Below are 17,703 nucleotides of genomic sequence, written 5' to 3' on the forward strand. Positions count from 1 at the left end.
CTTTCCCCCCCTTAACTACTTGCACTACTATATCCCTTCACAGCCTGTTTCCAGAGCAATCGTATTACTGTGAAGAGTATAATTGAAGCGACCAGCGCCAGTCCTGTATAGAGCCAGCTGAGCTGTCCTAGCAGAAACATTGGTCCGAAATTGGTAATCAGGAACAGCGGAATGACAAAGGTACCGATCCGCCGGACCCAAGTTGGGTATATGGCCATTGGAAAATTGTTGGCGTCCCAGGCGGAATGAGCAATCTCCGATGCAGAGCCCGTCTGAACGAACCGAAATGACAGCAATGCAGGGATAATCATTAGACAATATGTGATGATAACGGAGACAAATAACAACAACATAAACCCGGCTAGCTGGAGAAACGTCAGGGGGATGTCCATGGCATGCCAGCCAATACCAATCATGACGAAACCAACTAAAATATCGGGGATTGGAAGCGCCAGATCGACATAACGCAAAGAAGCCATAAATTGAAGAGAAACCGGCTTCGTTAACATTAGATCAAGTGAGCCGTCCTTAATATATTCCGGAATTTTCGTAAAATTGGTGAAAAACAACCCAACGTACATTCCTGTCACCACGGTGTGCATGCCTATAAATAGAAGCAGCCCTTCGGGCGGTATGCCGTCGACGTGAAGATCGGTGCGGAACACAACGAGCACATATAACAGTTTAGCAAGCAGGTAGACGGATTCCACTAGCAGGCTCATCATGAAATTACCCCGAAACTCCATCTGGGCAATGAGACAATTTTTGATGAACATACCGTACAAATGTGCGTATTTTCTCATGGCTCTAAACATATGGGATCTCCGCTACCCCCCAACCGCTGAATATTTCTTCATGGATATGCGCCATGTGAGACGAGATAACCATAAAAACAGAAGTATCCACCCGCACTGGATAAGCAATCCTTGATACATCGCCGCCACTTCCGTTTTGCCGCTGAGCACATTGACCGGAAAATAAATGGTATACGGAAACGGCGTGTACTGAAGTGCCTCCACAATCGAATCCCCGAAAATCTCCAATGGGAACATACCTCCGCTCAGAATATTCACGAGCAGACTCGTAATGACGAAAAAATAAGAGATTTCGTTCAGATAAAAAGCACTTGCACAGATGCAGTAAGAGATCAAGAAATTGAGCAATAGCGCCCCCGATAACGTAACGACGAACAAGATCAGCCGTATGACCTGGAACTCAAGCACACCACCGACAGATGATATCCAGATAATCCCGACAAGCAGCACAGCTGTAACGCCGTAATAGATCGCCTTCTGTCCGAAAAAAGATACTAGCCGATATCCAAAGTAACTAACCGGTTTGATTAAATACTTGTTTAGACCACCGTTCTTGATATCGTCGACGATCTGGTGCTCGAACTGGGTAGCGATTAGTTTGGATACCAAGCCCGCCAAGATCGTATACAAAATTATTTGATTATATGAATACGAGAATAGTGCCGTTTCCCCAGAATGTTGGTACACCGCTGTCCATATAAAATACTGAACAAGAATCGGAAACGCGGCTCCGAGAAGACCGAGAAAGAAGTGAAAACGGTATTCCATCGATTGCTGCACACCCATCGAAAAAACAGCTGTATACAATTTGCGTCCATTCATCCGACGGATTCCTTTTGGTAGAGCATTGAGATACTCTCCTCGATTGGCACATCCTCAATCGTCCAGTCAACGATTGGAAACGAATCGAGCACAGCGCGCGACACTTCTTTTAGACGGTGTTTGGGCAACTCCAGAACAACACTGTAGTCGTCTGCGCTGATCATTTTCCCGAATTTGGCCAGCCGCTGCTCGGCAACCGGTTCAGAGAACTGCAACTTTACAATTTTGTGCTCGCCAAACAGATCGTTAATCTTATGAAGATCTCCGTCATACAGAAGACTTCCTTCGTTAATAATGATTGTCCGCTTGCACAGGTCCTCCACGTCCTTCATGTAGTGGCTCGTCAGCAGGATCGTGGCACCAAACTGCTCATTATAGTATTTCAGAAATTCCCGCACCCTCTTCTGAGAAGGGAAATCCAGGCCGATCGTTGGCTCGTCAAGATAAAGCAGTTTTGGTCGGTGGATCAGAGCGGCGATTAGCTCCATTTTCATACGTTCGCCCAAGGACAGCCGGCGAACCTGTACATCCAGCAGGTCTTTCACATCAAGCATTTCCGATAGCTCGGCAAGACTTCGACGATAGAGATCATCCTCAACGTCATAAATACATTTGTTCAAATAAATCGAATCGCTCGCGGGAAGGTCCCACCAAAGTTGATTTTTCTGACCCATTACAATGGAGAACAGCCGTTTGAATTCGTTCTTTCGCTCCCAAGGCACATAGCCAAGTACGTCGGCTTCTCCGCTTGTGGGATATAAAATGCCCGACAACATTTTGAGCGTTGTGGTTTTACCTGCTCCGTTTGGACCCAGAAATCCAACGCACTCTCCAGGGCCGATATCGAAGGAAACGGATTTAACCGCTTCCTTCACAAGTGATTTGCGAGCAAATAAGTTTTTCAGTGAATGTTTGAGTCCTGCTTCTTTCCGGTAATATATGAACGATTTGTGCAGTTCTCGTACACGGATAAAGTCCATCCCCGCTCCTCCTGAATGATTGCATGTTTTCCCTTATTAGCGGCTTAAAGTTAAAGCGATTAAACTCCGTTATTATACAGAAGCACGCATTTGGAGCAAATCGGTGTCAGGCCGCAGGCCAGAATCTCGCGTTGTTTTCGCAGATCCTCTCCGTGGAAAATATCGGCCACACTTTCTTCGTATAAATTACCAACACTGAATTCCGGAAAAAATTTGCATGGATTGACCTTACCGTCTGGCATCACGTCCATCCGGTTCGAGATCGAGAAACATTTGGTCCGATTCATGGCCGGCTTTTCGCTACCTCGAATAAAACCTTCTACTTCTTCGGGCTCCAACGCAGGCTGATAGCGGATACGTACATTCCACACTCGTGAATTAACTCGTTTAAATTCCTCGATTAATGTGTCGAAACGATCCGGTGAGATGTGAAACGTGAAAGAGTGCCAGCTATTCTTATGGTCGCTCGCAAAGCGGGAGGCAAGGTGTGGAAAGTGTGCATCAAAGTAGGTATCCATTTTTTCTGCTGTATCTGAAGGGATGTACCATGGGAAGCAGAAGTACACGGAATCAACGCCCAGCTCTTCAAAGAATTCCATCAAGCTATACAGCTGATCAACCATTTGGTCATTTACGGTCAGAGCTACCGACACTTTACCTTTATACAAGCCCTGCTTTTGCAGATCCAACAGCAGCTGTATGGCGTGAATCACTTTTTTGAACGTGCCTTTGCCCCGAATCGCGTCATTCTCCTTCTCGAATCCTTCCAGGCTGACCAGCATGACTAAATTTTTAGACATTTTCAAAATGGAATCCAGCTTTTGTTCAACAAGAATCGCGTTTGTACAAATAGTCGTATGCCGGTCTTCCTTAGCCAGCAGTTCTGCCAGTTCATCGAACTTGGAGTAAAATAGCGGTTCTCCCCCCCATAGGAACACACGTGATTTGCGTTCTCTCGTTTCGGCGAGCAGTTTCTCCACGACGGGAATCTCGATTTCGTCTCTTTTCACTTCACTGGCAAAGCCGTGATGGAAGCCATCTGGATTCCATTCAAAGCAATGCTTGCAGCGAAGATTACAGCCGTTATTAAGCTTGATTCCGATCTCATATGGCACGGGTGCCGCATAGGTCAGGTCCTCCCGGCGTTTCCTTCCCGTTTCTGCGAGCGGAACGAGGGTTCTTTTCATATTTTGGAATGTCAGCTTATCAAACGTAACTGCTGTTTTCGGCTGCATGCGTTTTCCTCCCCAAATGATTGATTTTTGATCGCTGCTCCAGCAAACGTCTGTACATTTCTTCGAGAAGTTGTTCCGAGTAATCTAGGGCTTTCCATTCCGCAAATCCGATACCGAAACCACAGGATTCCCAATATTTTGAATTCTGAAGCTCATGGTCGCCGAACGGCTCTAACATTACAAAAGGTATTCCGTAGGACAACGAATCGTTCAGTGTCGCTCCTCCGGGCTTGCTGATAATGGCAGCGCAATTGCGCATCAGATCTGTGTAAGCAGTGTAATCACCGAGGGGCATTGCCCGAAGAATGCCATCTTCACGCACATATTGGTTCATTGGTGGAAACGAATGCCGCCCCTGGACATCCCGACTCCACGGATTCCATGAAACCTCTGTTCCGAAGTAGCGTGTGCTCCCATCGTCCTCCTCCACCTCGGAAGGATCGTAGACGATCACATCCAGCAGGTAACCAAGTTGACGAAGCTCTGCAATCGTGGACGCGTACGTTCCTATCCCCCAGCCGCCGCCATGAATCAGAATGCGCCCATCACGCTGTGCATAAGGCAGGAGTTCCTTTTCATCTGATGCAATATAGCAGTCTGGAGACAACCTTGAAGGCTCGTAAAGCCAAACGTTATCGTAGTCTGGATACACGGACTTGTGTACTTTAAACGATGGCGTATCACACACATCCAAGCGAATCAGATGAATATCCAGAGGCGTGTACGCAATGGCTTTGTACTTCTCCAGGATCGGGAGCCAAAAACCGGTAAACACAGCAAAATGAGATACCCCATGACGTATCCAGGAGTCCAACAGGAATTGGACTTCCTCTTCATCCAGGGAAGAGTCTACAGGCTTAGCCAGTTTATGCCCCATAAGGGCAACAGAGAAATCGGCATGAAATGCTTTTTTGGTGGAATTAATTTTGCACCTGATTTCTTCATGATACAGGTTCTCCAGAACGTGAACTTCTGTTCTAACACCTCTATCTTGTAGGTACGTGTTTAGATGCATAGCCGGAATGTATGCACCAAGCGAATTGCCTGACGCAAGCAGGGTAACCGAAGATGAATTCATGCGCAGCCTCCGCATTCCAGAATTAGTTGTACACCTTAATGGACAAGTCAGCGAGTACCTGCCTCAGACTCACGATCAGTTCACTGCGATGTTCGTCATTACGGCCCACGACCGAGATATACAATCGTCCCTTCGGCATACCCCGATGACTCTGGATTCCCGCGGAAATACGTCGAGAGGTCAGAATTTCATTCACCATTACGGTGTTAGATGAAATAGGCATAATTCCGTACTCATCTTTCCCTTTGAATAGAAGACCGGATACATGCAAAGCGTCGAGCAACTTTCCGAACGTGAAGCCTTCAGGTAGGCCGAGAGAAAGGAAGGTAAGTAGGCCGCTATGGCCGTACGTTTTCCAGCCTTTATCGAGATAAGCATTAATAAGGCCCATGGACTTGCGGGCGTTGATCTCAACAATGGGTACAATATCGCCGTCCTCCAGAATCATGGAGTCGAAGCACACGAAGCCATGGTATCCATCCTCGAATAATATCCGAAGTGCCTTTTCCATCGTATCAAAATAACCTGCGTTCTCCAGCAGAAGGAGCAAAGCCTCATCTGCTCTAATAGAACCGCCGTAATTCTGCTGCTGATTTATCATTCGCTGAACGGAAATGAAATCTCTCTCCCCGCTCTTATGAATAAACCAATGTGAGCTGAAATCGATCTCTTTTCTCAGTAGTGGTTCCAGCAGGAATTGCGAGCGAAATCCTCTGCTCTCCTGCTTGTCCAGGTGCTTAGCTATCCTTCGTTGCATGGCTTCATTTTCAATGAGCATGTTGCCCTTGCCGGAAACACCGAATGGATCTTTAAGCAAATACGCCCCTCGCTTCAGCAGTGTATTTCCGACAGCCTGCACTTCTCCTACACTGTTCACTTCCGTGCCATAACACTTCTCTCCGATCCTGGTCAGGATTCGGTTGGAGTAAAATTTGGAATTTACATACTTAACCGTCTCATGGTTGGGCAAAGAACCCAACGATCCTTCGGCACGTAGGTACTCCTCCGTATCAGCCGTAATGGCATAAGGAGAGAGCTGTTTTTCGTTGTGGGTCAACATCACTTCACGCTGTTGATCATCTGAAGCAAGACTGAACATGCACTGCTTGAAAACGTCCGGTTCGGGTAAGGAACTCTGTTCATCGTTCAAATCAAAGTTGTAATGGCTATGAAAGGAAAAACCTAACCCGTTCAGATACTCGTACAGCTTTGGATCGATTTTGCAGCGGGTGTAGAGGATATCGTCAGGTCCGCAAAATGGAAATAACAGCTCGTCCATACATAGGACAATGGATTCCCTGTCCTTATCAGGCATAGCAGGTAGCTTGGCTAAGTCCGGATCCCTCCATCGCGTTTCCGGATCAAACGTCCCCATAACGATCGTTGGAATTACTCTGGCCTCACTTCTGGACATCTTCGTACAATGATTGCTCTTGAGACTGGCAGCTTTTTAGAAAGGTAATAAATGTATCGATAGACTGGAGATGTTCATAATCGAATTCGTCATAGTCAATGATTACGTTTAACTGATCCTCGACTTTGAGCATAAACTGGATCATTTGCAGAGAATCGAGACCAATATCGTTATTCAGTTCCGTTGCTGGGGACAAGGATTGGCGTAGTTCCGGTTGGTCTTCTTTAATAGCGCACAAAATATCTACGATTTTATCGTACATGACTACACTCCTTTAAAGTGAACATTGTGTGAGGCACAACCGAAATTATTACGCTTACATATGCATTCAAATCAAACCTGAATTTGGTTTTTATTTCTCCTTCCTCTTCCAAAGTTACAATTATTATCTTTATAATGACATTTTATGTCAAGGGATAAAAACCTCTGATATTCTACTCATAACATGGCTACTACCAACTAAAAAATCGTTATTTATAAGGGTTTTTCCGGGTCGACCCTTCTCATTTTGTTTTGAACGATTTTCTCCCTTTGATAAGATCAAGACAAATTGTTAAAATTTATGTACTAACGTTAAAAGCCACCCATTTAATAGAAAATGAGGCGAGAACATGATTGAAATTACGATTGAATTGGTACGTCAATTAATTGATAGTCAATTTCCGAAGTGGAAAGGCTTAACGATAACACCCGTAGAAAAAAGCGGGCACGATAACCGCACCTATCGATTGGGTGACGAAATGACGATTCGTTTACCAAGTCACGAACGTTACGCCTCTGCTGTAGAAAAAGAACTGAAGTGGCTTCCAGTTTTCAAGCCTCAACTATCCTGGCCCATTCCAGCTCCCATTGCAAAAGGTGAACCTTCGGACGACTATCCCCTTCCCTGGTCGATCAACCAATGGATTGCAGGTGAGACTGTCACGCATACCAACGTACTCGACCTAAGCGTTTTTGCCGAAGACCTCGCTAAATTTCTGAGGGAACTCGAAGCCATTGATGCTAGTCAAGGAATACCCGCAGGCATTCAAAATTTTCATCGCGGCGGGGACTTAGCGGTTTACGATACAGATACAAGAACCGTCATTGAAAAGGTATCCAGCGAATACGATCCAAAGCTCATGACTGAAATATGGGAGCTTGCCCTGGCAACGAAATATCAAACTGCACCGTTATGGATCCATGGTGATTTTGCAGTAGGTAATCTGCTCGTGCAAGATGGACGATTATGCGGGGTTATTGATTTTGGAACTATGGGTGTGGGCGACCCTTCTAGTGATCTTGTGATAGCCTGGAACTTTTTTGATGATGTAAGTCGCGAAATTTTTCTAAGCTGCATGAATGTTGACCAAGATACGGTTGATCGTGCCCGTGGCTGGGCTTTGTGGAAAGCACTCATCTCCTACGATTGGAATGAACCAGGCTCCGAAGCCTCGAACTGGGGAAAGCATGTCATAGATGTCATTATTCGTGACTATAAATCGCTCTAAGCATATGAGCCAACCAAATCCCTACGCTGGACGTACAGCCGCGCGTAGGGATTTCTTTCTGCTTATCCGAAGATTTGTTTTGCGTTTTATTTTAGCCATCCCATTTCAATTCTAAATCTTGCAATGTTAATCACAAATCAGTGTTGACATTGAGCTTAGGATAAAGCAGTTCGTTATAACGAGCTGGGGTGATGATGCAGTGGAGATGCAGATATGAACTGGGGAGCGTAAACTGATCTTACTATTGTAAATTTTTCATATACTGAAATAATAATATAGTGTACGAAGACAAGGTGCCGTGAGTTAACATTTGAAGCTACACGATTAAATTCCCCTTTAATTCTTGGATGGAAATCTGGCGAAAGCACCCCCTCCCTATGGACATAGCCAGTACGCTCTTCTTATTGTGAATTTTTCATATAGTGAAAATATAAGGTTGTTGCCAATAAAAAAGCCGCCTTTAAGGCGACTTTGTAGTTATCATGCTATTTTTATAGCTGAAAGCTGAAAAAATCAAGTTCGTCCAGTCCAATCAGCTCCCGCTATTTCTTTCCAACGTTCTCTAATCTCGTCATATAACTCCTTACTCAGAGCTCCTTTGGCGACAAGATCCGCATTTTGCTGCCAACGATTAGGTTTGGCTGTACCCACAATCGCCGTGTCTACCCATTCTGTACTGAGCGTAAAACGTAATGCCGTTTCAACGGCTGCTTGTGCATCTTCGCCCAGAAAACCATAACCAAGTTCATTCAAGCGCTTCCAGTATACAAAGGGATATGCTTCTTCCGCAAGCGAGTCATACGTCCATGCCGCATTGGCAATGGGATGTTTGGCAATAACCCCCATATTTCTCTTTCTCGCTTCTGGCAACGTCAGATCGATGGCTTCCTGATCAGCAATGTTCAGCGAGGTTTCCAAGCTGTCGAACACACCTGTCTGAATCGCATAAAGTGCATCTATCGTATCGCCACTATATCCAATAAATCTTGTTTTCCCAGCTTCCTTGGCTCGTTGCAGCACTTCAATGACCGCTCCTTGCCGAAGTACTTCTTCAGAGCAACTATGAAGATGGATTACATCAACGTATTCCGTTTTTAGTCGTCGAAGACTACGGTCAATCGTTTGCTCTAATACTTTGGCGTCCCAATCTGGGCCATCTACCCCAGCGGCATGTCCACATTTGGTAAACAAATAATAATCGTCTCTGCGATGTGATAGCACATCTCCAATTAACTCTTCACTATCCCCATAACATTCAGCCGTGTCAATGACGTTTAACCCTGCATCCAACGCACTGTTAAGCAATGTTTCTACATCTGCTTTGGATACGTTCTTGCCGATCTCCGCTCCACCAAACCCAAGTGTACTTACTTTCATGCCAGTGTTTCCGTAATTACGCAGTTCCATGGATCATTTCCTCCAAGCTTCGTGAATTTGGGTACAGATAATGAATGTACATATAGTACAAATTAGTCTTCGGTATGTATTACCCTTTTGTTGGGTATTACACCCACTTGTTCATCTTACTTTATTTCCTCCAACACGGATACATCCGTTGAATCAGGTTACGAAGAACTGACTCGGGTTCCCCAGTTCAGGATGAAATTTCTCACGGAAGCGGCCTCCCGTATATTCCCCTATGATTTTTCGCCAGAATGCCTGAGCAATGACATTGTTGCGAACCTGGGTTACTTTCCACCTTCCCGGAAAACGTTCAAACAGCTCATAAGCTGCCCGGGTACCCACTCCACTACGCCGGTATTTCTGCATTACAAAAAACTCAGTCAAATAGTAGTCATTATCCTTGCTGCCTGGTTCACAACGCTCTACTAACGCAAACCCTGCTGGTGCCTCATCACTTGTAATCAAAAAAGGAAACTTACGGTCTTCCTCTGACCAAAAAGCGTCCAATCCGGGATACTCCGGGAAAATACCGTTACTATCCACATCAATATTCAAATATTTAGTAAAATCATACAGATAAAATTGCATTAAGTGCCTAATCACCTGACTGCGTTCCCGGGGAACCAGCTCTATTTTTATATTCATCCGGTTCACCTCCTCTGCTCTACTTATAACTCATACTTTAAAGCTTTACACCGCCAAGGGCAAGGAAGCATAGATGTGTGTTATTCCGGTTCCGTGAACAGGCTGTGACGATCTAAATATGGTAAACTAGGATATAGCATATTTTAGAAATTATTTTAACATGGGGGTGCCGAACTTGACCAATGTGCAAAAAGAGATTGACCGACGCAAGCTGGATGACAAACTGCCTTCCATGCCTTGGTTCGTTCAGCAATTCATTGACTATAAATTACCTGATTTATCTCCTTCAACTTTGCTTGAATATTTAAGGGATTATGAAGCCTTCTTTGGCTGGTTACGAGCGGAAGGATTATCCGAAGCAAGCTCCAATAAGGAAGTTACATTGCTTGAACTGGAAGTCCTTCGAATGGAATCAGTAACATCTTATCGATTATTTCTGGCCACCAAGCGCGAAGGAGCCAACTCCAGAATCACGGTATCCCGCAAGCTTTCTTCCCTTCGTTCGCTCTTTCATTATTTAAGTCAGATTGCGGAAGACGAAGATTTCTATCCACTGCTGAAACGAAACATTATGGCGAAGATTGAGATCAAACGTACCCATAAACCCAAAGATACAGCAGCCAAATTAAAGGGTAAACTTCTGGAAGAAGAAGAGTTACTGGAATTTATCGGATACATCCTTGAAGGATACGCCGTGGATATGGAAAAGAACAAACAGGCGATCTACTCACACGAGCTAAACAAAGAACGGGATGCCTGCATTGCCAGCCTCATTCTGAATTCGGGTTTGCGTGTATCTGAAGTGGTGAACCTGAACGTGGATGATCTGGATCTCAACAATAAGCTGCTGTATGTATATCGAAAAGGTAATAATGATGAGACGTTTAAGACGCCCGTGTATTTTAGAGAACAAGCCAAAGATGAACTCGCAACTTATATCAATCTGCGCCAGTCACGTTACCGCACACCCAAACGGGAAAAAGGCTTGTTTATCGCTCTTCGCAATGGAGATTCCGAAGGAAGTCGGATGACCAAACGGGCCATACAAGCCATGATCATGAAGTACGCCAAACAATTCGGCAAGCCGTATCTGACTGTGCATAAATTGCGCCATTCCTTTGCAACCGACTATTATCTGCAAAATGATATCTATAAAACAAAAGAACAGCTTGGACACGCTTCTACAGAAACAACCGAAATTTACGCGCACCTCACAGATAAAACGATGTCTGAAGCAATTGAACGTCGTACAGATGATGGGATCTAGCCTATTTATGCAGTTCAGCATAAATTCGATTCATTAGCTCATTAAAATGTAACTTAAAAAGCGATTCTTCCAGGAGGATGTCCTGTAAGGATCGCTTCTTCATATCTATGGCTTCGCAAGATTAATGAAAACACACTCTTTTCCTTACATTTCATATCATTCAGTTTACATAATAATTATTTCGTCATAATTTTCTTTTCTCTTCATGACATTCACGCGAAACCAGCCATCTTGCTATATCCTCTGCCTCATGAACAGAATGCCAAACGAGGCCCTCACTATCCTCCATACATTCTCTCTTGTCATGCTCCAGATCCAGCCATGAAACGATCCCGATTACATCCTGTAACGTCTCTATTAGAGAAAGATCTTTCTCTTCACGGACCATGATCAATTTGGGATATGGTGCTAGTTTGTATCCCTCAATGAGAATCCAGTCGTAGGCAGACAGATATTTTATCATGTTTTCCAACGGCGTCGCTTGTCTTTCAATGAGTGCAGTACGTTTCTCCGACATAACAACGATTGCATCGGCCCCTGCTTGAGCAAAGCTGTAGGAATCGGTTCCTTCGTGATCCATCTCAAAATGATCATGTCCATCATGTTTTATTACAGCCACTCTTCGTCCAGCAGAGGTAAGGTACCGGGTAAGCGCAGCAATTAAAGTGCTTTTGCCTGAGTTTTTATATCCAACAATCTGTATGATATGTGGTGAAGTACTTCTTATTTCAGACATGTATGACCTACCTGACATGACCTGTGGGGAGTCTGAGAATTCGAACCTGTTCCCCCGCAGGAATGCCTTTTTTCTCGGGCGGAACAACGATCAGACAATCGCTATCTTTAATAGTAATCATGACACTGGATTCGTCCACACGCGAGGCAGAAGGTTTAGCATATACCATTCCGTTACGTATCTCTGTCCGTCCGCGTACAAAGCGCGTGAAATTGTTGACCTTTGTATAGTCATCATCCAATATGGCTGTCCATTCTTCCAAATATGGATGAGCATCAGCCTGCATCGAACGAATTGTTGGCCGAACAAACAACTCAAAGCCGACAAAACAAGCCCCCGGATTGCCCGAAAGTGCAAATAGCAGCTTGTCATTAACCACTGCAGCCGTCGTAACACTGCCGGGACGCATGGTCACTTTGTTAAACAGCATCTCCATATTCCCTTCCCGAACCAAGTCCCCCATAATGTCATAATCTCCAACCGATACTCCACCTGTTGTGACCACCATATCATTATGTTCAAGCGCTTCTGTAAGCTTCGTACGTGCGGTATCCACATCATCTGCAATCGAACCATACATAACCGGCTCGCCACCCGCTTCAACGACCAGAGACCGAAGCATATAACTGTTACTGTTCCGAATACGCCCGGGTTGCAATGGCTCGTCCACTTCCAACAACTCTGTACCTGTTGCAAAAATGGCTACCTTGGGGCGTTTGTATACAGGCACTTGACCTACGCCGAATGTCGCCAGCACGGATTGTTCACCTGCCTGAATAATTGTTCCTGCTTCCAGCAGTAATTGGCCCTCATGAACTTCCAATCCAATTGGCGTAATGTTAGCATCAGGCTGAATATGGCGCTTCAGAGCAATCCATTGTTCCCCATGCTCTTCTTTACTTTCAGTCATCTCCATCATAACAACAGCATCTGCACCTTCCGGTACCTGAGCTCCTGTCATGATCCGAGCAGCTGTACCCGATGTAATCGTAAGATCCGATGTATACCCGCATGGAATTTCATCAATGATACGGAGCCAAATCTGCTGCTCGCTGGATGCTTCAATCGTATCCGAACTTAGAATCGCGAACCCATCCATTCCGGAACGACGAAAGAATGGGTAAGGATGGGGAGCATGAATCGTCTCAGCAAGCGTTCGACCATGTGCTTGCTCAAGTGTTACTTTTTCTATTGAACCCGAACTGACATGAGCAGCAACTTTCGCCTGCGCATCCGGTACTTGTATAGCTTTACGGATAAATTTCGCAGTCGTCATATCCGTTGAATGTGAATTTATTTTCAATGGTGATAGAACCTCCCTGGATCATTTGTTCATATTAAAAAGTGTAGCCCGAAAGCTAGGTCATGACAAGTACTCTCCAACATATCATTCACATGAAAGACGAATGGACAGACCATAATATGTAAGAGAAAAGGAGCTGACCTTTATGAACCAACGATGCGAATTATGTGGAAGGGAGCCTGTCGAGACAACAGTCCATCACCTGACACCGAAAGAAATGGGCGGAACACATATGCCTACTGCAGATATTTGTATCCCTTGCCACAAACAGATTCATTCTCTGTATACCAATCGCGATATTATTACCTTAGGTTTAACTGAGATACAGACTCTAAGGAAAGATGAGCGCATCGCTCCTTATATCCGCTGGATTCGCAAACAACCTGCCACAACCATTCCTCGTGTTCGAAAGTCCCATCATGTCCGCAAATCGTAAAACAAAAAGAACAGCGTCCAAGGTCATGTTCAGTGGCATAGCTCTCTCCACCTTACCTTTTCACTGTTCTTCTGCTAATGCTTTAATATTGCGGGCCCCATTCATGAGGAGTGCTACCTACGCCTCATGATTCGGCCGCCGCCAACCCTCGTTTTGGGTTTTTTATAGGAACTCTTCGGTGAATCAAATAATCCTCCAAGGCCGCCACTACTTTTATTACGATCAATTGTGCCTTTGCTTTGTTCCTTATTCCGGCTGAATAATCCTCCACCGGAGCCTACGCTTGAATCCTTATCGCTGCCACGACGGGTAATCGACCCTTTCCGGTCAACGGTAATGGGCGGCGCAACCTTTTTATCGCTGCTCGTCGGTGTCCGATAGGAACCTTCTCTTGGTTTGTACGTGTCCTTGTTCGTATAGCCCCGATACGTACCGGACCCTCTACCCCCGAACGAATCAAACAAATTACCGATTAATGTTGCGGTTAAATAACCTTGCAAAAAGGACGAATCATAATTCTGCCGAACATATTCCTTTGAATCCACCTCAACCAAGGTGTCTTCCGCTTTATTCGGGTCTTGCTGCAAATGATAATACTGGTCCTGATACACCAGGAACATCCGCTCTGTATTTTCCGCCGAGATCTGATCCGGCTTCCGCTGTTCAGATAAATCCTGAGCAACCTCTGGAACGGTACGATCGGCAGCTCGGTAAACATAGGATGTCGTATTACCACTGCCGCTGACCGATTCAAGCGGATATGTGTCCTGAACGGATGGTGCTCCGCACGCGGACAGCAGCGACATCATAAGGCTGAGGATCAGCATTAACTTTAATGCATGTGCCAAGCGCTTTTTCATTGGAACCTCTCCTAGCTCGAACGAATCACTTTGATATCCGCAGGAAGAATGGACTCACCTTCATACAGCGTAAATCTTCTGTCTTGCCACTCCACACGCAAAAGCATGTTATCATCAGACTGATATTGCCATACTAATTGTTCCCCAGCCTGACCATAGGGTGTCCTGCCTGCAGTGGTTACCATTCCTCCGTATTCTTCCTCCAAATGATACGCACGTCCATCCAGATCCAGCAACGTAGGCACCTCGTCTGGTGCATCGAGACGGCCATCAATTGGTGTATAGAGGGCATACCGGGTCATTTCCCGTTCTTCAATATGCAAATGTCGGATTGCCGTACCATCCTGCAACGTGAGTACAGCTGCATTTCGCGCTCGATGATGTACCCGCCCAACAACTTCATAGGTGACCAGCGAAACTTCACAGATATCACCAGGTGCCAGCTGAAGCATTGTTTTCTCTACCTTAGGCGGTTCAGGTTTGGCTATTATCCCTTTAATCCGTTTCCACACACTCATACCCATTACTCCTGTTCTTTATCTTATAAACAAGCTGCAATAATTAATGCGCCCACGATATGTAGTGCACCTGAGAACAAACCATAACCAGTCTTGCCCTGCTGTATTCCCGTATCCAGATCCAGGTTGGCCCATCTCCGAATCATAAAGTGAACCACACTCTCCAGAATCAGCAAAATGATAAATGAAACAACGGATACCAACAACGCTTCTCCAAGATGACCCGCTGTCGAAATGGAGGTGGCGAGTACATATCCCTGAGCAAACAGCTTCATAACCATACGTGTTGTAACGGCCATATTGCCCGCCTTCACTTCGGCAAAATCCTTATACTTCGTGAACAAAGAATCCACATACATTAAGACAAACAGCAAAACCGAACCCGATAACGTCCAGACCAGCATTGCCAAAATGTTCAAATCCATTTACATAGCCCCCACATCTCAACATGAACCGCAATTAAAAGCGAAGGAGAAACGCTGGTCTCTCCTCCGCTGGTGCCCCTGCTTGCTTACAAGGTTTTAGTTCTTATTTTCGTATTGCTTCATCAGTGCTGCCAGTTCATCCTCAACAGCCTGATCTTTGCCCAGCTTCTCGAACTCATCATCCAGCGATTTTCCTTTGGACGACATCTCATTGCTGGCTTCGGCCTGTGCTTCCATCTGCATCATTTTTTCTTCCATGCGCTTCATGCCGGCACTTGCAGTGTCGGAGCCAAATCCGTTCAGCGCCTTGTTGATTTCAGTTTGAGCTTTTGCAGCGTTGTAGCGCGCAACCAATGTTTCACGTTTGTTTTTCATTTGCGTCAATTGTTTGCGCATTTCGTCCAGCTTGCCACGAAGGTTATCGGCAGAAGCCTTGTTTTGATCATAGCTTGTTTTGTACTCGGCCATCTTCTCTTCAGCGACCTTCTTCTCTTCCAATGCCCGACGAGCCAAATCCATATTCTGTGCACGCGCTGCTGTATGTGCTTGCTCCTCACGTTTCTTCACGAGAGCTTCCTGTTCTTCAAACAGCTGCTTGAATTTCTTCTCAATGGCGATTTGTGCAGCAACAGCTTTCTCCGCATCTTCCAGATCTTCCTGCATATCCCGGATATATTGATCCGTCATTTTGATCGGATCTTCTGCCTTGTCAATAATAGAGTTAATGTTAGACATCGTTAAATCGCGCAATCGTTTGAAAATGGACATTATGGTATTCCTCCTAGTCGATAGTTCATCCTTGTATATAATCATACATACGTGGCAATGTTCTACTCGTTTCAATTTTAACAAAAAAAATCATAAAAAACGATTTTAGCGTGCTTAGCCTAAATGGAACTATTGAATCAATCGACCCGTTTGGCACAGCTCTTCATCAAGCAGCTTCTCTGCAGTCTGCACAATCTCATCAATCTGCATCCGCGTAATTTCATCAAAGTGAATTCCCATTATTACGGTAACGGTTACCTTTAAATGAAGGGCAGCCTTACGTGCCAGTCTCTCACACAACTCTTGTTCTTTATGCCCTGGAATATGCACCGTAGCCCCACTCACTCGTTCACGGTCTGGATAAAATGTGGCTACTGCTCCAATATGTGATCTTCCTCCAGTTACCATAAACACTTTGTCTTCCCCTGCCTCAATCACCTGTAAACGAACGGAGTTTAAATCGTATGTACTCATTTTGCTCCACCTGTCCTTTTCAATATGTATATGTATGGTGGAATTATGGCTCCGATTTAATGAATCAGCAGTGAAACATCTCACATCATGCATAAATACGGATGGCCCCGGGCATACCAAAGAGAACGCAATTTGGGAAAAGGAGGCACGAACATGCGTATACGCCTCATCATGTTATCCATCATGGTCATTCTTCTGGGAGGAAGTTATACTCCTGCTCAGTTATGGGCTTCTTCAAGCCCGCAAACCGAACCTGCTTCGAAGTCTGATTCTCCTGAAGAAGAACAGTTGACTCTAGGACAACTCAGACAGAAATATGCGGATACGTTCAAAACCAATGGCCCCTCAACAAAAAAGGTCGCTCTGACTTTTGATGATGTTCCTGATCCACGGTTCACACCGCAGGTGCTGGATATTCTTAAAAAATACAAGGTGCGGGCTACGTTTTTCATTGTAGGAAATCGCGCTGAGAAACATCCGGATCTGGTGAAACGTATGATAAAAGAAGGGCATATTGTGGGCAATCACAGCTACAATCACCCGGAATTCAGCAAGCTAACCATGAATGCATTTCGCAAACAAATCTTACATACCGGGGATATTATTCGAAATCTAGCGGGTTACACTCCCAAAATGATTCGTCCACCCTATGGTGACATTAACGAGCAACAGCTCCAATGGGCAGCCAAGCAACATTACAGCATCGTGAACTGGAATGTTGATTCTCTGGACTGGAAGGGCCTCTCCAAAGAGGAAGTCAAACAAAACATCCTGTCCGCCGTCAAACCAGGTTCCATTGTTCTGCAGCATGCAGGAGGCGGTGTAGGATCGAAGCTGAGTGGTACGATCGAGGCGTTGCCTGAAGTTATTGAAGAATTGCGAAACCGCGGGTACGAGCTGGTGACTTTGGACGAAATGCTGGAACTGCCAAAGGGTAAATAGATTTGATACGGCAATGGATATTCAAAAGGGTGTTCTTCAATCACATTATTGTGATTGGAGAACACCCTTTATTGTTTAATTTAGATTAAGT

At 45.2% G+C, this 17,703-nt stretch carries 20 protein-coding genes; 4 read left to right on the forward strand and 16 right to left on the reverse strand.

Features of this window, described 5'->3' with window-relative positions:
- Positions 1-11 precede the first annotated feature (11 nt).
- The 7 genes from HP548_RS17085 to HP548_RS17115 are packed head-to-tail and all read right to left on the reverse strand — an operon-like array spanning position 12 to position 6,606.
- On the reverse strand, positions 12-803 hold the full coding sequence (locus HP548_RS17085) for an ABC transporter permease (protein WP_246318102.1): 792 nt from the start codon (positions 801-803) through the stop codon (positions 12-14).
- Positions 804-827: 24 nt separating this feature from the next.
- A complete protein-coding gene (locus tag HP548_RS17090; RefSeq protein ID WP_175382341.1) occupies positions 828-1,637 on the reverse strand; it encodes an ABC transporter permease in 810 nt (269 codons plus the stop codon).
- Positions 1,634-2,617, reverse strand: a complete 984-nt coding sequence (locus HP548_RS17095; protein ID WP_175382342.1) for an ABC transporter ATP-binding protein — start codon at positions 2,615-2,617, stop codon at positions 1,634-1,636. The genes HP548_RS17090 and HP548_RS17095 overlap by 4 nt, the downstream gene beginning before the upstream one ends.
- A gap of 59 nt (positions 2,618-2,676) precedes the next feature.
- Positions 2,677-3,852, reverse strand: a complete 1,176-nt coding sequence (locus HP548_RS17100) for a radical SAM protein (protein ID WP_175382343.1) — start codon at positions 3,850-3,852, stop codon at positions 2,677-2,679.
- Entirely contained in the window at positions 3,824-4,930 is a 1,107-nt protein-coding gene (locus HP548_RS17105) for a glycosyltransferase family protein (protein WP_175382344.1), read from the reverse strand. The genes HP548_RS17100 and HP548_RS17105 overlap by 29 nt, the downstream gene beginning before the upstream one ends.
- 22 nt (positions 4,931-4,952) lie before the next feature.
- Positions 4,953-6,344, reverse strand: coding sequence for a hypothetical protein (locus HP548_RS17110; protein WP_175382345.1), 1,392 nt, complete (start codon positions 6,342-6,344; stop codon positions 4,953-4,955).
- Positions 6,331-6,606, reverse strand: a complete 276-nt coding sequence (locus HP548_RS17115; RefSeq protein ID WP_064637210.1) for an acyl carrier protein — start codon at positions 6,604-6,606, stop codon at positions 6,331-6,333. Before HP548_RS17115 ends, HP548_RS17110 begins: the two co-directional genes overlap by 14 nt.
- Positions 6,607-6,955: 349 nt before the next feature.
- Between HP548_RS17115 and HP548_RS17120 the strand changes: the two genes are divergently transcribed.
- Entirely contained in the window at positions 6,956-7,834 is an 879-nt protein-coding gene (locus tag HP548_RS17120; protein ID WP_175382346.1) for an aminoglycoside phosphotransferase family protein, read from the forward strand.
- A gap of 513 nt (positions 7,835-8,347) precedes the next feature.
- Here HP548_RS17120 and HP548_RS17125 read toward each other — a convergent pair.
- A complete protein-coding gene (locus HP548_RS17125) occupies positions 8,348-9,241 on the reverse strand; it encodes an aldo/keto reductase (RefSeq protein WP_175382347.1) in 894 nt (297 codons plus the stop codon).
- 153 nt (positions 9,242-9,394) lie between these two features.
- Positions 9,395-9,883, reverse strand: coding sequence for a GNAT family N-acetyltransferase (locus HP548_RS17130; protein WP_076289151.1), 489 nt, complete (start codon positions 9,881-9,883; stop codon positions 9,395-9,397).
- 160 nt (positions 9,884-10,043) lie between these two features.
- Here HP548_RS17130 and xerS point away from each other — a divergent pair, with 160 nt between their 5' ends.
- Positions 10,044-11,150 (forward strand): tyrosine recombinase XerS, encoded by a 1,107-nt coding sequence (gene xerS, locus HP548_RS17135; protein WP_076289150.1) that lies wholly within the window; start codon positions 10,044-10,046, stop codon positions 11,148-11,150.
- A 184-nt stretch (positions 11,151-11,334) separates the two neighbouring features.
- Here the strand turns inward: xerS and mobB are convergent, their stop codons facing one another.
- Both mobB and HP548_RS17145 read right to left on the reverse strand, forming a co-directional pair.
- A complete protein-coding gene (gene mobB, locus HP548_RS17140) occupies positions 11,335-11,886 on the reverse strand; it encodes a molybdopterin-guanine dinucleotide biosynthesis protein B (RefSeq protein ID WP_175382348.1) in 552 nt (183 codons plus the stop codon).
- Between the two features lie 7 nt (positions 11,887-11,893).
- On the reverse strand, positions 11,894-13,162 hold the full coding sequence (locus HP548_RS17145; RefSeq protein ID WP_175382501.1) for a molybdopterin molybdotransferase MoeA: 1,269 nt from the start codon (positions 13,160-13,162) through the stop codon (positions 11,894-11,896).
- 172 nt (positions 13,163-13,334) lie between these two features.
- Here HP548_RS17145 and HP548_RS17150 point away from each other — a divergent pair, with 172 nt between their 5' ends.
- Positions 13,335-13,625: an HNH endonuclease gene (locus HP548_RS17150; RefSeq protein WP_175382349.1), complete on the forward strand. Its 291-nt coding sequence runs from the start codon at positions 13,335-13,337 to the stop codon at positions 13,623-13,625.
- 113 nt (positions 13,626-13,738) lie between these two features.
- On the opposite strand, the gene HP548_RS17155 is transcribed toward HP548_RS17150, so the two are convergent.
- From HP548_RS17155 to lpdD, 5 genes are all read right to left on the reverse strand, one after another.
- Positions 13,739-14,485: a DUF4247 domain-containing protein gene (locus HP548_RS17155; protein ID WP_175382350.1), complete on the reverse strand. Its 747-nt coding sequence runs from the start codon at positions 14,483-14,485 to the stop codon at positions 13,739-13,741.
- An 11-nt stretch (positions 14,486-14,496) separates the two neighbouring features.
- Positions 14,497-15,003 (reverse strand): DUF4178 domain-containing protein, encoded by a 507-nt coding sequence (locus tag HP548_RS17160; protein ID WP_076289146.1) that lies wholly within the window; start codon positions 15,001-15,003, stop codon positions 14,497-14,499.
- Positions 15,004-15,026: 23 nt separating this feature from the next.
- Positions 15,027-15,428 (reverse strand): DUF350 domain-containing protein, encoded by a 402-nt coding sequence (locus tag HP548_RS17165; protein ID WP_063562809.1) that lies wholly within the window; start codon positions 15,426-15,428, stop codon positions 15,027-15,029.
- Between the two features lie 96 nt (positions 15,429-15,524).
- Positions 15,525-16,196, reverse strand: a complete 672-nt coding sequence (locus HP548_RS17170; protein WP_024634017.1) for a PspA/IM30 family protein — start codon at positions 16,194-16,196, stop codon at positions 15,525-15,527.
- Between the two features lie 129 nt (positions 16,197-16,325).
- Positions 16,326-16,670 (reverse strand): prenylated flavin chaperone LpdD, encoded by a 345-nt coding sequence (gene lpdD, locus HP548_RS17175; protein ID WP_076289145.1) that lies wholly within the window; start codon positions 16,668-16,670, stop codon positions 16,326-16,328.
- 153 nt (positions 16,671-16,823) lie between these two features.
- Between lpdD and HP548_RS17180 the strand changes: the two genes are divergently transcribed.
- Positions 16,824-17,612, forward strand: coding sequence for a polysaccharide deacetylase family protein (locus tag HP548_RS17180; protein ID WP_099856259.1), 789 nt, complete (start codon positions 16,824-16,826; stop codon positions 17,610-17,612).
- Positions 17,613-17,703: the final 91 nt, after the last annotated feature.

This window comes from Paenibacillus taichungensis (assembly GCF_013359905.1).
Classification (GTDB): Bacteria; Bacillota; Bacilli; order Paenibacillales; family Paenibacillaceae; genus Paenibacillus; species Paenibacillus taichungensis.

What these genes read in the sequence shown, in the direction of transcription:
- HP548_RS17085 (WP_246318102.1), bottom strand. Translation starts at nt 803, where the DNA reads ATGAGAAAATACGCACATTTGTACGGTATGTTCATCAAAAATTGTCTC.
- HP548_RS17090 (WP_175382341.1), bottom strand. Translation starts at nt 1,637, where the DNA reads ATGAATGGACGCAAATTGTATACAGCTGTTTTTTCGATGGGTGTGCAG.
- HP548_RS17095 (WP_175382342.1), bottom strand. Translation starts at nt 2,617, where the DNA reads ATGGACTTTATCCGTGTACGAGAACTGCACAAATCGTTCATATATTAC.
- HP548_RS17100 (WP_175382343.1), bottom strand. Translation starts at nt 3,852, where the DNA reads ATGCAGCCGAAAACAGCAGTTACGTTTGATAAGCTGACATTCCAAAAT.
- HP548_RS17105 (WP_175382344.1), bottom strand. Translation starts at nt 4,930, where the DNA reads ATGAATTCATCTTCGGTTACCCTGCTTGCGTCAGGCAATTCGCTTGGT.
- HP548_RS17110 (WP_175382345.1), bottom strand. Translation starts at nt 6,344, where the DNA reads ATGTCCAGAAGTGAGGCCAGAGTAATTCCAACGATCGTTATGGGGACG.
- HP548_RS17115 (WP_064637210.1), bottom strand. Translation starts at nt 6,606, where the DNA reads ATGTACGATAAAATCGTAGATATTTTGTGCGCTATTAAAGAAGACCAA.
- HP548_RS17120 (WP_175382346.1), top strand. Translation starts at nt 6,956, where the DNA reads ATGATTGAAATTACGATTGAATTGGTACGTCAATTAATTGATAGTCAA.
- HP548_RS17125 (WP_175382347.1), bottom strand. Translation starts at nt 9,241, where the DNA reads ATGGAACTGCGTAATTACGGAAACACTGGCATGAAAGTAAGTACACTT.
- HP548_RS17130 (WP_076289151.1), bottom strand. Translation starts at nt 9,883, where the DNA reads ATGAATATAAAAATAGAGCTGGTTCCCCGGGAACGCAGTCAGGTGATT.
- xerS (WP_076289150.1), top strand. Translation starts at nt 10,044, where the DNA reads ATGGGGGTGCCGAACTTGACCAATGTGCAAAAAGAGATTGACCGACGC.
- mobB (WP_175382348.1), bottom strand. Translation starts at nt 11,886, where the DNA reads ATGTCTGAAATAAGAAGTACTTCACCACATATCATACAGATTGTTGGA.
- HP548_RS17145 (WP_175382501.1), bottom strand. Translation starts at nt 13,162, where the DNA reads ATGACGACTGCGAAATTTATCCGTAAAGCTATACAAGTACCGGATGCG.
- HP548_RS17150 (WP_175382349.1), top strand. Translation starts at nt 13,335, where the DNA reads ATGAACCAACGATGCGAATTATGTGGAAGGGAGCCTGTCGAGACAACA.
- HP548_RS17155 (WP_175382350.1), bottom strand. Translation starts at nt 14,485, where the DNA reads ATGAAAAAGCGCTTGGCACATGCATTAAAGTTAATGCTGATCCTCAGC.
- HP548_RS17160 (WP_076289146.1), bottom strand. Translation starts at nt 15,003, where the DNA reads ATGAGTGTGTGGAAACGGATTAAAGGGATAATAGCCAAACCTGAACCG.
- HP548_RS17165 (WP_063562809.1), bottom strand. Translation starts at nt 15,428, where the DNA reads ATGGATTTGAACATTTTGGCAATGCTGGTCTGGACGTTATCGGGTTCG.
- HP548_RS17170 (WP_024634017.1), bottom strand. Translation starts at nt 16,196, where the DNA reads ATGTCCATTTTCAAACGATTGCGCGATTTAACGATGTCTAACATTAAC.
- lpdD (WP_076289145.1), bottom strand. Translation starts at nt 16,670, where the DNA reads ATGAGTACATACGATTTAAACTCCGTTCGTTTACAGGTGATTGAGGCA.
- HP548_RS17180 (WP_099856259.1), top strand. Translation starts at nt 16,824, where the DNA reads ATGCGTATACGCCTCATCATGTTATCCATCATGGTCATTCTTCTGGGA.